This is a genomic window from Vibrio sp. 1727 (genome assembly GCF_033344415.1).
In the GTDB taxonomy this organism is placed as follows: Bacteria; Pseudomonadota; Gammaproteobacteria; order Enterobacterales; family Vibrionaceae; genus Vibrio; species Vibrio alginolyticus.
Genome location: NZ_JAWPOT010000005.1, coordinates 138,565 through 152,539, shown reverse-complemented (window position 1 = coordinate 152,539; position 13,975 = coordinate 138,565). Strand labels below are relative to the sequence as shown.

Sequence of the window (13,975 nt, the reverse complement as noted above, 5' to 3'; positions counted from 1 at the left end):
ATGAAAAGTAATAGTTTGTCAATGCCATTGCTTTTCCATGCTCGACCCAGCACAATCTGGGACAGAGATCATTCATTATACCCATTTCCCTCCAAGATGCTCGCTTGTCAAACTTAGACTAAAGTCAGGCAGCGGTGGTCATTTGGGTACAGACATCACACTGTGAAAAAACAATGACAAAAAACTTGAGAAACCATGGAACTTTCTCATTCACGTTAGGGTCACAATAGTGCTCAAGTAAGCAGTGGTGTCAATACTACGTTTTGCATAATTAGTACCCATATCTGAGAAGAGTAGGGGCATAACAAATAGGAGTATCCGCTCGAATGAACGAGCAGCTGACCGATCAAGTATTGATTGAGCGAGTTCAGAATGGCGATAAGCAAGCATTCAACCTGTTGGTAACAAAGTACCAGAATAAGGTATGTAATCTTATTTCCAGATACGTTAGTAATCCTGGCGATGTACCAGATGTAGCACAAGAAGCGTTTATTAAAGCTTACCGAGCTATCCCTAGCTTTCGTGGGGAAAGTGCGTTTTATACGTGGCTGTATCGCATTGCAGTGAATACTGCGAAAAATCACATTGTTGCTCAAGGGCGTAGACCTCCAGCGACAGATGTCGATGCTGAAGATGCTGAATTTTACGAAACAGGTAGTGCACTTAAAGAAATATCGAACCCTGAGAACTTAACGTTGTCCAAAGAATTGCAACGGGTGGTGTTCAGTGCAATCGAAGCTTTACCTGAAGATTTAAAAACCGCAATGACATTACGAGAGCTCGATGGCTTGAGTTATGAAGAAATTGCAGAAGTGATGGATTGCCCGGTAGGAACGGTACGATCGCGTATCTTCCGTGCTCGTGAGGCGGTGGAAAAGAAAATCAGACCTCTTTTGCAACGCTAGTACAAGTAATAACTATGGTGAAAATAATGGCTGACAAAGAAAAACTTTCAGCTCTCATGGATGGAGAATTGGTCGATAAGGCTTTAATTCAAGAGTTAGAGCAAGACCAAGAGAGCCGTGATGCTTGGCAGAACTATCACCTGATTGGTGATGTGATGCGAGGCGAAGCGCCAGCAAAACCTGAGTGGAATATTGCTGAAAGCGTGGCGTTAGCGTTAGAAGATGAACCTGCACACCGTGCGTTTGATTCGCACAGTGCAAATGTTATCTCAATTGCGGATACGCCAAAAGAGTCGCAACCAGAACCGCAAAAAGCAAAACGTCAGTTGCCAGGTTGGTTGACGCAGTTTGGTCAAGTTGCTGTTGCTGCATGTGTATCGCTTGTTGTTATTTTAGGTGTACAGCAGTACGGTGGTAGCGATTCAATGTCGCCGCAAACAGATCAATTACCTGTATTGCAGACGGTTCCGTTTGCTGGCAGCGCAGAACCAGTGAGTTTGACTCGTGAGTCTGTAGAACGTTCTGTAGGCGAGGCAAATATGCAAGAGCAGCGCAAGCGTGTTCATGCTATGCTGCGAGACTACGAATTGCAGTTACGAATTAACAGTGATGCATCTCAACAAGATGCAAATCTGAATCCGGATATTGAATGAAAAAATTTCTGATCAGCGCTTGCGCTCTGTTCAGTATGATGTCTTCTCAAGCCTTTGCTGGTGATAAGCCAGCGGAGGCTTTATTGCATCAAATGAGCGAGGCGAGTAAGAATTTAAGTTACGAACTCTCTTATATCCTTATCAAAAAGAACAGCATTGAGCCGTTGCTGTATCGTCATGCCACGCATGGTGACGATCAATATGCTCACCTTGTCTACTTAAGTGGCCCCGTGCGTGAAGTGATTCGTCGCGGAACTGAAGTAAGTTACATCGAAACGGGTTTAGAACCGTTCACCATCGAGTCAGGTAAAATGGTCGCTCCGACTATGCCTATGCTCAACACCAATATCGATGAGCTAAACTTGTATTACGACTATGTAAAAGTGGGTAGAGCTCGTGAAGCTGGTGTGGCAACACAAGTGCTGCGTATTGTTCCTAAAGACGGTCTGCGCTATTCATACGTACTATGGATCGATGAGAAGAGTAAATTGCCGTTACGTGCCGACCTTGTGGACCGCGATGGTGAGATGCTTGAACAATATCGCACTATTTCTTACACGGTAAATCCAAAAATCGCAGAGTTAATGAGTGGCCTGCAAGATGTTCAATTACCTGCTGTTCTCACCATGCCAAAAGGCGATATTGGGACCAGTAATTGGCAGGTTGGTTGGATCCCTGAGGGTTTCGAGCCGAACGAGCTCAACCGCTATCGAATGGCCGTTACTAATCAAATGGTGGAGAGCCAGCTGTATTCTGATGGTCTGTTTAGCTTCTCTGTTTACGTAGCAAACAAAGATGAGCATTCGTTAAAAGGGCAGTTGGTTCGCCAAGGCAGAAGAACGCTACACAGTTTTGTGAGCGGTCAACATGAAATCTCTGTTGTAGGAGACATTCCACCGACCACAGCACAGCGTATAGCCCAATCTGTCACATTTAATGTAACAAAGAGTAAATAACAATGATGACCGCGTTGGCTACCGTGACAGACGTGCATCGTCGCGGCAAGCAATACGAAATTGATTTAAGTTGCGAACAGCAGACCAGTTGCAGTAGTTGCTCTTCACAGAAAAGCTGTGGAACGGGCGTTGTTACTAAAGCCATTGGTAACAAGAGTTTATCTTGGCACCTGCGCACGGATAAATCGGTGAAAATAGGTCAAGTCGTCGAGATTGGTTTTCCTGAGTCGAGCCTAATAAAATCAGCAATGGCGGTTTATTTACTGCCATTGTTTGGTTTGATTATCGGTGCGATGTTTGGTCACTTCCTATTAGCGCCGCTGACAGCCGGCGGGGAAGGCATCATCATATTGGCATCGGTATTGTTTGCCGCTGGTGGAATGTGGATCGCAAAACGTGTTTCTCGTCCGTTAGAAGATGAATCCAAGCGCCAAGTTACCCTCGTTCGGGTACTTGGAGAGCCAATCCAGTAAGTGCTGTCCCCCTCCACTAAAGGTTATTTGGGTATGTACTTTAAATTACGTGCGCCCGTTAACGAAATTCGGTAGAATCTGCCAACTTGATTGAAATGCCGTCAGTAGATGGCGTTTCTTACTGTCCCTATTTGTAAAGAGTTAGTCACCCTAAATCTATGAAGCACATTCGTAACTTTTCGATTATCGCCCACATCGACCATGGTAAGTCGACCCTATCAGACCGTCTAATCCAAGTTTGTGGCGGGTTAACCGATCGTGAAATGGCCGCACAGGTTCTGGATTCTATGGATCTTGAACGTGAGCGTGGCATCACCATCAAATCTCAGAGTGTGACGCTAAACTACACCGCTAAAGACGGTGAGACGTATCAGCTGAACTTCATCGATACTCCGGGGCACGTTGACTTTGCATATGAAGTATCACGTTCTCTAGCGGCTTGTGAAGGTGCGCTATTGGTTGTGGATGCGGGTCAAGGTGTTGAAGCTCAAACACTGGCTAACTGTTACACCGCGATCGAAATGGATCTAGAGGTTGTGCCAATCTTGAACAAGATTGACCTACCAGCAGCCGATCCTGAGCGTGTAGCGGAAGAAATTGAAGAAATCGTTGGTATCGATGCAATGGAAGCAACCCGCTGTTCTGCGAAGACAGGCATCGGTGTTGATGACGTTCTAGAGAACATTGTGTCAGCGATCCCTGCTCCGGAAGGTGATCCAGATGCGCCACTACAAGCGCTGATCATTGACTCATGGTTTGATAACTACCTTGGCGTTGTTTCTCTAGTGCGTATTAAAAACGGCGAACTGAAGAAGAACGATAAGATCAAAGTGATGAGTACGGGCCAAGTTTGGGGTGTAGACCGCCTTGGTATCTTTACGCCAAAACAAGTAGATACCGATACCCTTCGTACTGGTGAAGTAGGTTGGGTTGTTTGTGGTATCAAAGACATTCTTGGTGCCCCTGTTGGTGATACGCTGACTCTAGCGAAGAATGGTTGTGATAAACCGCTACCTGGCTTTAAGAAAGTTAAACCTCAGGTTTACGCAGGTCTGTTCCCTGTATCTTCCGACGATTACGAAAACTTCCGTGACGCACTAGGCAAACTAAGCCTTAACGACGCATCGCTATTCTACGAGCCAGAAAACTCTGCGGCACTTGGCTTTGGTTTCCGTTGTGGTTTCCTTGGCATGTTGCACATGGAAATCATCCAAGAGCGTCTAGAGCGTGAATACGACTTGGATCTTATTACCACAGCACCAACGGTAGTTTACGAAGTTGAGAAGACGGATGGCGATCTGCTGTATGTTGATAGCCCAGCAAAACTACCAGCGATCAATGACATTGAAGAAATTCGTGAACCGATTGCGCGTTGTAACATCCTTGTGCCTTCAGAGTACCTAGGTAACGTAATCACACTGTGTGTTGAAAAGCGAGGCAGTCAAGTTGATATGGTTTACCACGGTAACCAAGTCGCTGTGACTTACGATATTCCAATGGCTGAAGTGGTACTGGATTTCTTCGATCGTCTGAAATCAACATCACGCGGTTACGCATCTTTGGATTACAACTTCCAGCGTTTTGAAGCTTCGAACATGGTACGTGTAGACGTTCTTCTTAACGGTGACACTGTTGATGCATTGGCGATGATCACACACAAAGATCAGTCTCAGACTCGCGGTCGTCAGTTGGTAGAGAAGATGAAAGAATTCATCCCTCGCCAAATGTTTGATATCGCAATCCAAGCGGCAATTGGTAACCACATTATCGCTCGTTCAACGGTAAAACAGTTGCGTAAAAACGTTATTGCGAAATGTTACGGCGGTGACGTAAGTCGTAAGAAGAAACTTCTGAAGAAACAGAAAGAAGGTAAGAAACGCATGAAGCAGATCGGTAACGTTGAGCTGCCTCAAGAAGCGTTCCTAGCCATCCTTCACGTAGGTAAAGACTAAAGTTGAACTTTGTCTCACACTTGTCGGTCTTAAGACGTTAGATATTAAAATAAGTGAAAGGGTTTCGGCTCTTTCACTTTCGTATTTTTAGATAAGGGAATTTAATGGCGAATACATTCTCACTGATGTTGGTTATTGCGACTTTGGTAACTGGCGTGGTTTGGCTATTGGAAAAGCTGGTTTTCGCGAAAAAGCGTCAGGAAAAACTGGCTGAGATTCAAGCTCAGACGTCTAATGGTTTGGATGCAGTGACCTTGCAAAAAGTTGAGCGTCAGCCTTGGTGGGTTGAAAATAGCGTCTCTATTTTCCCTGTGATCGCGTTCGTTTTAGTATTACGTTCTTTTATCTACGAACCATTTCAAATCCCATCAGGCTCAATGATGCCTACCTTGCTGGTTGGCGATTTCATTTTAGTTGAGAAGTACGCGTACGGTCTAAAAGACCCAGTATGGCGTACTCAGCTAGTGGAAACTGGTAAGCCTGAGCGTGGTGATATCGTGGTATTCAAATACCCACCACAACCAAGTGTGGACTACATTAAGCGTGTAGTTGGTTTACCTGGTGATATCGTGCGTTATTCAAGTGATAAGCAGCTTTGCGTGCAAAGCCAAGGCGAATCGGCATGTAAGCCAGTTAAACTGAGTAATGTTGAAGAAAGTCAGTTTAGCTCGAACGGTATTCCAATGATCCAACTGGATGAAAAATTGGGTAACGTTGAGCACAATATTTTGGTTAACCCTCTTGTGCGTAACCGCGTGGAGCAATATTTCCCACGCAGCGGAACGACAGAGTGGGTTGTACCACAAGGTCAGTATTTTGTGATGGGTGATAACCGTGACAACAGTGCTGACAGCCGTTACTGGGGCTTTGTTCCAGAAGCAAACTTAGTCGGTAAAGCTGTCGCGATCTGGATCAGCTTCGAGTTTGATCGTGGCGCAGATAGTGTTCTACCTTCATGGATTCCAACTGGTGTGCGTTTTAACCGCATCGGTGGTATTCACTAACCATTCAAATATCGAGAGAGTATGAATTCTCCAATTGATAAACTAGAGAGAAAGCTCGGCTACCAGTTTCAAGATGCCGGGCTTATCAATTTGGCGCTGACGCACCGCAGCGCCAACAGTAAGCACAATGAACGTCTTGAGTTTCTGGGCGATTCAATTTTAAGTTTTGTCATCGCTGATGATCTGTACCATCGTTTCCCAAAAGTGAACGAAGGTGACATGAGCCGCATGCGTGCTACTTTGGTTCGCGGACATACATTGGCGGAACTGGGTCGTGAATTCGATCTAGGAGATTATTTAAAATTAGGTCCAGGTGAATTGAAGAGTGGCGGTTTTCGCCGAGACTCTATTTTAGCCGATGCGGTTGAAGCCATTATTGGCGCAATTTACCTAGACAGTGATCTTGAAGTTGTGCGAGGCATTGTACTGAGTTGGTATCAGTCACGCCTTGAAGCCATTAAACCAGGCGTTTCACAGAAAGATCCGAAAACTCGCCTACAAGAGTTCCTACAAGGCAGAAGAAAACCGCTGCCTGTCTACACAGTGACTAATATTAAAGGTGAAGCGCACAACCAAGAGTTCACGGTTGAGTGCGAAGTAGCAGGTGTGGATAAGCCTGTAATCGGTAAAGGCACCAGCCGCCGCAAGGCAGAACAAGCGGCTGCTGAAACAGCACTTGAGCAATTAACAAATGGCTGATAACGAATTCGATATCGATGCGTTTTTCGCATCACAAGGTGAGCCAAGCTCGCCAGAAAACCAACACTGTGGCTTTATTGCTATTGTTGGTCGTCCAAACGTAGGTAAGTCGACACTTTTGAACAAGATTTTGGGTCAGAAGATTTCGATCACCTCTCGTAAGCCGCAAACGACACGCCACCGTATTATGGGTGTGGATACGGACGGCGATTACCAAGCGATTTACGTCGACACGCCTGGACTTCACATTGAAGAAAAGCGTGCGATCAACCGTTTGATGAACCGTGCTGCTAACTCGTCATTGAGTGATGTAAACCTTGTGTTCTTCTTAGTCGATGGTACGCATTGGACTAAAGACGATGAGATGGTACTGACCAAACTTCAAAAATCGAACTTCCCAGTTGTGCTTTGTGTAAACAAAGTCGACAACGTACAAGATCGTAACGACGTGATGCTACACATGGCGGAGATGTCTAAGAAGATGGACTTCGTGGATGTTGTGCCAATCTCTGCCAAGCAAGGTAAGAACATTGACGTACTGCGTAAGCACGTGCGTAATCACCTACCTAAAGCAACGCATCACTTCCCAGAAGAATACGTGACTGACCGTTCTCAGCGTTTTATGGCGTCTGAGATTGTGCGTGAAAAGCTGATGCGCTTTACTGGTGAAGAGCTGCCATACTCAGTGACGGTTGAGATTGAACGTTTTGATTACAACCCCGAAACCGACGGTTTCCACATCAATGCCTTGATTCTTGTTGAGCGTAATGGTCAGAAGAAAATGGTGATTGGTAAAGGCGGCGAGAAGATTAAAACCATTGGTCGCGAAGCGCGTTTAGATATGGAAGAATTGTTCGGTCGTAAGGTTTACCTAGAAACCTGGGTAAAAGTGAAATCTGGCTGGGCAGACGACGAACGAGCGTTGCGATCGTTGGGTTATATAGACGATTTATAATCTTGGCTGCGAAGGTGCTTCGCTCCAACATCGATGAAAAATCAGTATCGATTAAAATAAGGAGCCGCTCGGCTCCTTATTTTTTATTTCACACTTTTTAGGCACAATGACTTAGATGAGTAATCTGTCTTCTGAAGGTTTACAGCGCTGTTTTGTATTGCACCGACGCCCTTACAGTGAATCGAGCTTAATCCTTGATGTATTTAGTGAGGAATATGGCCGAATGACTTTAATGGCCAAAGGCGCGCGCAGTAAGCGTTCGAACTTAAAAGGCGCATTGCAACCTTTTACCCCGCTATTACTTAAATGGTCGGGGAAAGGCTCAATGAAAACTTTGCGTCAAGCCGAGCCGATAAGTCTAGGTTTGCCGTTAACGGGCATTAATCTCTACTCAGCCATGTACGTCAATGAACTGATTGGCCGTATTTTGATGGCTGAAGTGCCGATGCCAGCACTATTTCATGATTATTTGCATGCGTTAACCGAGTTGGCGCACAACGAGAACCCTGAGCCTGCACTGCGTCGTTTTGAGTTAGCCTTGCTGTCTGCGATGGGGTATGGCGTGGATTTTTTGCATTGTGCAGGTACCGGCGAGCCCGTCGACCCAGAAATGACCTATCGTTACCGGGAACAGAAAGGGTTTATTGCTTCTGTTAGGCGCGATAACCTCACGTTTTTAGGGAATGAACTGATTGCTATCAGTGAGCGGCGGTTTGTCACTAAAGAGCAGCTAAAAGCGGCAAAACGCTTTACACGTATAGCCTTAAAGCCGTATCTTGGCGGCAAACCTTTAAAAAGTCGTGAATTTTTCATTCAGACCCCCAGAGCACGGAGTAACGGAAAATGAGCTCAATTTATTTAGGCGTCAATATCGACCATATTGCCACTCTACGTAATGCACGTGGTACAAAATACCCAGATCCTGTTCACGCTGCTGAAATTGCTGAGCGTGCAGGCGCGGACGGTATCACTATCCACTTACGTGAAGACCGTCGCCATATTTTGGATCGTGATGTACGTATTCTGCGTGAAACCATTCAAACGCGTATGAATCTAGAGATGGCAGTGACTGACGAAATGGTTGATATTGCGCTGCAAACTAAACCAGAGTTTGTGTGTTTAGTGCCTGAAAAGCGTGAAGAACTGACGACGGAAGGTGGCTTAGATGTAGTAGGGCAGCTAGAAAAAATTAAAGCTGCGACGAAAAAGCTGACAGATGCAGGCATTAAAGTTTCGCTATTTATTGATGCTGACCGTCAACAGATTGAAGCTGCGAAAAAGTGTGGCGCTCCGTTTATTGAGCTACATACTGGCCACTATGCAGATGCGACGACAGAAGACGAACAGCAAGCTGAACTGAAGAAGATTGCCGCTGGTGCGAGTTATGCACATGATCTAGGTATTATTGTTAATGCCGGGCATGGCCTGACTTATCACAATGTCGCACCAATTGCTGCATTACCAGAAATTTACGAACTCAACATTGGTCACTCAATCATTGGTCGCGCAGTATTTGATGGTTTAAATAAAGCGGTTGCTGACATGAAAGCACTGATGATTGAGGCTCGCCAGTCATAGGGCTATCTAGATGGCGATTATAGGGTTAGGGACCGACATTGCAGAAATTGAGCGTATTGAAAAAGCGTTAGCTCGTAGTGGTGAACCTTTTGCTCAGCGGATTCTTTCAGAAGAAGAAATGGCCAAATTCTCACAGCTTAAGCTGCAAGGTCGTTATCTTGCTAAGCGCTTTGCAGTCAAAGAAGCGGCCTCAAAAGCATTGGGAACAGGGATAGCAAAAGGGGTCACGTTTCACGATTTTTCCATCTCGAACGATGCGCTTGGAAAACCAGTGCTCGCATTGACGGGCACAGCCAAGCAAATAGCGGATGCGATGGGCGTTAACCACATTCACCTGTCCATTTCCGATGAGCGTCATTACGCTGTGGCGACGGTTATTTTTGAATCCTAGCTTGTAAGTCTTAAACAAAATACTAAAAAGCCAGAGCATTTGCTCTGGCTTTTGTTTCTCTTCAATAGATCACTGTTCAAGGTATAACTTTGCGGTTGTTGTTACTTTAATCATTTCATCTTGCAGCTCGAACATTTCAGGCTCAACTTCCTCAAGACTGACCCCTGAGCGCAGTGCTTGCTCAAGCGTCGCACAGAGTGACTTCAGTCTTGGAACGCCACAATATGAACTACTGCCGTGCAGCTTATGGATGACATGAATTAGGTCATCACGGGAGATATCTTCTTGCTCCAGAGCTTGGTCAACGACTGCTTCTACTTCAGGGATGAACTCAATCAACATGCGCAGCATGTCTTTAGCGAGATCCTCTTTATTCGCGCTCTGTTTTAAGGCTGCTTGCCAATCAATAATCACATCCTGCTGAGGCGAAGAAACGGGTTGTGGTGCGCTTCCTTCAGGTTCATCAACGTATGAAGGGGCGACTTTGCCAATGCTCTCTGTACAAGCATTTGGGTTCCAGTGAACCAAAACCTGTTGCAGCACATGCTCTTCAATAGGTTTGGTCAAGTAGTCATCCATTCCTGCTGAGAGCAAGCGGTCTCGTTCCCCTGCCATGGCATGCGCCGTTACAGCAATCACTGGCGTGTCTTTATTTAACTCCAACTCTTTAATGTGCTTACAAGCGGTCACCCCATCCATTTGTGGCATTTGGATATCCATAAAGATTAAATCGTACTTTTTCTCTGTCGCCAGGTTCACCGCTTGCTGGCCATTGCTACAGGCGGTGACGGTTTCTACTCGTTCGCGGAGCAGTGCAGAGATCAGCTTCAAGTTTGCAGGGTTGTCATCCACTGCTAGTACAGTCAGAGGTAAACGGTCCCCTTCGCTTGGCGTAATTGGAGCGCTTAATACAGGTGGCGATTCTACATGTTCGCTAATCAGGCTTTGTAGCAACTTACGGCGAGACAATGGCTTCGTCAGGCACTGGACGTGATGCTCTGTCATTATTTGGTCCGCAAGCGCCAATTCGGTACTCGGTGTCCCTAGAAGAACACTCGGAGCCATACGTTTCGCTTGTTCTATCCAAGGTGTAATAACTTCCGCATCGTGAGTCTGGTTGGCCGCTAAATTCAACAATACATAATCATATTGTTCTTCGTTGTTTGGTAGCGAAGAGCGGTATGTTACTAAAATACCCTCCTGACTCAGAATCTGTTGGGTTACGGATGCGGCTTGCATGTTTGGTTCAATCAGCAGTAACTGCTTCCCAGTCAGAAGTTCCACTTCAATCAGTTCGCTCATTGGCATCTCGGTTGAGTGCAAGCGCACCGTAAACCAGAAGGTTGAACCTTGGTGTAGACGGCTGGTTAAACTGATTTCGCCGCCCATCTGGCTCACCAGTTTCTGAGTGATGACCAGACCAAGGCCAGTACCGCCGTAACGACGTGAAATACTTGCATCTGCTTGGCTAAAGGCTTGGAACAACTGCGCTTGCTGACGCTCAGAGATACCAATACCGGTATCACGCACCATGAATTGCAGTTCGACGGAGTCTCCTGATTGAGAGCGCATTTCTACGCTAACATCAATGTTGCCTCGCTCGGTAAACTTGATTGAGTTACCGACTAAGTTCGTCAAAATTTGCTGAATACGTAGTGGATCCCCAACTAAACCCGGTGGAATTTTAGGGTCCACTTTTAGGGTGATTTCTAACCCTTTCTCATGTGCACTTGTGGCTTGTAGGTTAATTACCTCTTCTAAACTTTCTCGGAAATCAAAAGGAATGTTTTCCAGCGCCAGCTTACCCGCTTCAAGTTTCGAGAAGTCGAGAATGTCATTGATGATATTCAGCAGGTTGTTCGCCGATTTCTCAATCGTCTGTAGGTAATCCGTTTGGCTGTTAGAAAGCTGCGTTTTAAGCATTTGACGAGTAAAGCCAATCACCCCATTGAGCGGAGTACGCAGCTCGTGCGACATGTTTGCCAAGAACTCTGACTTAACCCTGGCCGCTTCTTGCGCGCGTTTCTTCGCGATATCCAACTCAACGTTCTGAATTTCTAGCTGCTCAAGCGTTTCACGTAAGTCGGACGTGGCTTGGTCTATACTGTGCTGCATCTCCACGTGATATTCTGATAACGATACCGCCATGGCGTTGATGCCATTTTTTAGCTGGTCTAACTCCCCGTGCATTTTGCCTTCGATACGCACATCCAGATGACCGCGGCGAATGCGGTCAACGACATTCTTCATGTGGGTGATAGGTTGGGTCACATCGTGCATTAGACGTGAAGCAAACACACTTGCTAAGCCAAGACCGAGAACCAGAACTAAAAACGCAGAGAAGACTTCTTGATACTGTTGCAGCCTCAAGGAGGAGAGATCTAACTCGACGGCGATGTAACCAATCGCTTTTGTGCCTTGGCTTTCGTTCGACAACTCCGCTAAGTAGTGACCTTCTGACAAAATGGGGACACGCAATATCAGTGAGTTTTCGTAGATTTCCGAATTACCCAGTTGCGGGATCGGTTTATCTTTGGGAAACATCAAGGCTTCAAAATTAGGATGAAAGTTAGAGGTTACAAAGAGCTCATGATGTTCATCAAATACCGCGATACTACGAACCAGTTTGGAGTTTTTACGGTGCGCGTAGCTTATCAAGCGACGTACCGCCTCTCGGCTTTCTGATAGTAGATGAGTTTCACTGGCAATCGCCAGCGGCTCAATAATGCTGTTACCAGTGGTGATAACTTGTTTCTCAAGGTCTTGGTAGCGGTTAAATGAGAAAAAGCCGCTCAGTAATAAACCAATAATGAGAGTGGGAGCGAGAGTTAGTGTAATTACACGTGCTCGTAAGCCATATCTGGTCATGTTATCTAATTACATCGGAGTCTGGATATGGGAAAATAACGCATTATTTCTCAAGCGCACGATAAAGCCTTGAGCAAAGAAGTGACGTCACCGAATAAACGGTAAGCATAATCAAGTCACTCGAATCACACAACGGCTGCAATCAAGAATAGTGAAGCCGAAGAGCAATTACACATAAATCAGGCATAGAGCATGGCACGCATCTTTCAACCGAAAAAGAAAACCCAACTCAATACTCGGCACCAAGCAGTGCAAGTAGAGCGTTTAGATCACCACGGCGCAGGCATTGCTTACCTCAAAAAGAAGCCATTGTTTATTGATGGAGCACTGCCAGGTGAGGAGGTGGTCACTCAATTGGTGGAAGAAAAGAGCAAATACGCTCGCGGTAAGTTGATTAAAATCCTTAAGCCGAGTGAAGCTCGTGTGGAGCCATTTTGCCCACATTATAATGAGTGCGGTGGCTGTGATTTGCAGCATCTAGATTATGACCAACAATTGACGTACAAACAGCAAACGTTGCGTCAGCTAGTGCGAAAATTTTCAGGCAGTGACATTGAACTAGATGCCCCGTTATTGGGATATTCGCAGGCCTACCGTCGCCGTGCGAGAGTGAGCTTGTTTGTTGATAAAAGAACACGTCAGCTACATTTTGGTTTCCGTAAAAAGCAGAGTAAGCAAATTGCGCAAGTGACCGATTGCCCAGTGCTGGCACCGGAACTGAATGTTTTGCTGCCAGAGATTTACTCAGCCCTAAAAGCGTTCAAAAAGCCGGAACAATTGGGTCATGTAGAGCTGGTACTTGGTGATAATGGTCCGTGTATTACGCTGCGCCACTTGAGCGCTCTGACAACGAGTGAAACTCAATCTCTAACGGAGTTGGCAAAACGTCATGGCGCATCGTTGTACTTAATGCCATCGACAGAACAATTAGACCTTATCGAAGGCGATATGCCTTTTTATCAAGAAGTTGGAGTGAAAATCCCTTTTGCACCAAATAACTTTATTCAAGTAAACCAAGGTGTAAACCAACAAATGGTCAAACAAGCGGTTGAGTGGTTAGACCCACAAAAGAGTGACCGAGTGTTAGATTTGTTCTGTGGTTTAGGCAACTTTAGTTTACCAGTTGCGAAATTAGCTAAGTACGTGGTTGGAGTAGAGGGTGTTGCAGAGATGGTAGAAAAAGCCACAAACAATGCATCTTTGAACCAAATCAATAACGCGCAATTTTATCACGCTAACCTTGAGCAAGACTTTGAAGGCCAAGCCTGGGTCGCAGAGCGGTTTGATAAAGTATTATTAGACCCGGCACGCGCGGGAGCGAGTGGGATCATCGATCAAGTTTCTGAGCTTGGCGCACAGCGTGTAGTTTATGTTTCTTGTAATCCTGCTACCCTTGCTAGGGATAGTCAAAGCTTGATAGAGCAAGGCTATAAATTAACTAAATTAGGTATGCTGGATATGTTCCCTCATACCAGTCATCTAGAATCGATGGCATTGTTTGAAAAGTCCTAACTTTAGGACTTTGACCCCTTATTTGTGGT

The 13,975-nt window shown here is 45.7% G+C and carries 13 protein-coding genes; 12 read left to right on the top strand and 1 reads right to left on the bottom strand.

Annotated elements, in window-relative coordinates; all coding sequences use genetic code 11:
• Positions 1-326 precede the first annotated feature (326 nt).
• The 11 genes from rpoE (at position 327) to acpS (ending at position 9,566) form a co-directional block, all read left to right on the top strand.
• Positions 327-905 (top strand): RNA polymerase sigma factor RpoE, encoded by a 579-nt coding sequence (gene rpoE / locus R8O10_RS07680; protein ID WP_005380946.1) that lies wholly within the window; start codon positions 327-329, stop codon positions 903-905.
• A gap of 26 nt (positions 906-931) precedes the next feature.
• The gene (locus R8O10_RS07675; RefSeq protein ID WP_005380944.1) at positions 932-1,558 is read left to right on the top strand and encodes a sigma-E factor negative regulatory protein; all 627 of its coding nucleotides are present in this window, start codon (positions 932-934) and stop codon (positions 1,556-1,558) included.
• The gene (gene rseB / locus R8O10_RS07670; RefSeq protein ID WP_005380941.1) at positions 1,555-2,514 is read left to right on the top strand and encodes a sigma-E factor regulatory protein RseB; all 960 of its coding nucleotides are present in this window, start codon (positions 1,555-1,557) and stop codon (positions 2,512-2,514) included. The genes R8O10_RS07675 and rseB overlap by 4 nt, the downstream gene beginning before the upstream one ends.
• A gap of 2 nt (positions 2,515-2,516) precedes the next feature.
• Positions 2,517-2,987: a SoxR reducing system RseC family protein gene (locus tag R8O10_RS07665; RefSeq protein WP_005384575.1), complete on the top strand. Its 471-nt coding sequence runs from the start codon at positions 2,517-2,519 to the stop codon at positions 2,985-2,987.
• Between the two features lie 158 nt (positions 2,988-3,145).
• Complete coding sequence (lepA, locus tag R8O10_RS07660) at positions 3,146-4,939, top strand: translation elongation factor 4 (RefSeq protein WP_005380934.1); 1,794 nt, start codon at positions 3,146-3,148, stop codon at positions 4,937-4,939.
• A 104-nt stretch (positions 4,940-5,043) separates the two neighbouring features.
• The gene (gene lepB / locus R8O10_RS07655; RefSeq protein ID WP_005380933.1) at positions 5,044-5,943 is read left to right on the top strand and encodes a signal peptidase I; all 900 of its coding nucleotides are present in this window, start codon (positions 5,044-5,046) and stop codon (positions 5,941-5,943) included.
• Between the two features lie 21 nt (positions 5,944-5,964).
• On the top strand, positions 5,965-6,642 hold the full coding sequence (rnc, locus tag R8O10_RS07650; protein ID WP_005380932.1) for a ribonuclease III: 678 nt from the start codon (positions 5,965-5,967) through the stop codon (positions 6,640-6,642).
• Positions 6,635-7,597, top strand: a complete 963-nt coding sequence (gene era, locus R8O10_RS07645) for a GTPase Era (protein WP_005380931.1) — start codon at positions 6,635-6,637, stop codon at positions 7,595-7,597. The genes rnc and era overlap by 8 nt, the downstream gene beginning before the upstream one ends.
• A 115-nt stretch (positions 7,598-7,712) precedes the next feature.
• The gene (gene recO, locus R8O10_RS07640) at positions 7,713-8,444 is read left to right on the top strand and encodes a DNA repair protein RecO (protein ID WP_005384578.1); all 732 of its coding nucleotides are present in this window, start codon (positions 7,713-7,715) and stop codon (positions 8,442-8,444) included.
• Positions 8,441-9,175 (top strand): pyridoxine 5'-phosphate synthase, encoded by a 735-nt coding sequence (gene pdxJ, locus R8O10_RS07635; protein WP_053304135.1) that lies wholly within the window; start codon positions 8,441-8,443, stop codon positions 9,173-9,175. Before recO ends, pdxJ begins: the two co-directional genes overlap by 4 nt.
• A 10-nt stretch (positions 9,176-9,185) precedes the next feature.
• Positions 9,186-9,566, top strand: coding sequence for a holo-ACP synthase (gene acpS / locus R8O10_RS07630; protein WP_012841407.1), 381 nt, complete (start codon positions 9,186-9,188; stop codon positions 9,564-9,566).
• 69 nt (positions 9,567-9,635) lie between these two features.
• On the opposite strand, the gene barA is transcribed toward acpS, so the two are convergent.
• Positions 9,636-12,434 carry a two-component sensor histidine kinase BarA gene (barA, locus tag R8O10_RS07625; RefSeq protein ID WP_005383774.1) on the bottom strand — a complete coding sequence of 933 codons (2,799 nt, stop codon included), beginning with the start codon at positions 12,432-12,434 and terminating at the stop codon, positions 9,636-9,638.
• Between the two features lie 192 nt (positions 12,435-12,626).
• On the opposite strand from barA, the gene rlmD reads away from it, so the two are divergent.
• Positions 12,627-13,946: a 23S rRNA (uracil(1939)-C(5))-methyltransferase RlmD gene (gene rlmD / locus R8O10_RS07620; protein ID WP_318191265.1), complete on the top strand. Its 1,320-nt coding sequence runs from the start codon at positions 12,627-12,629 to the stop codon at positions 13,944-13,946.
• Positions 13,947-13,975 lie beyond the last annotated feature (29 nt).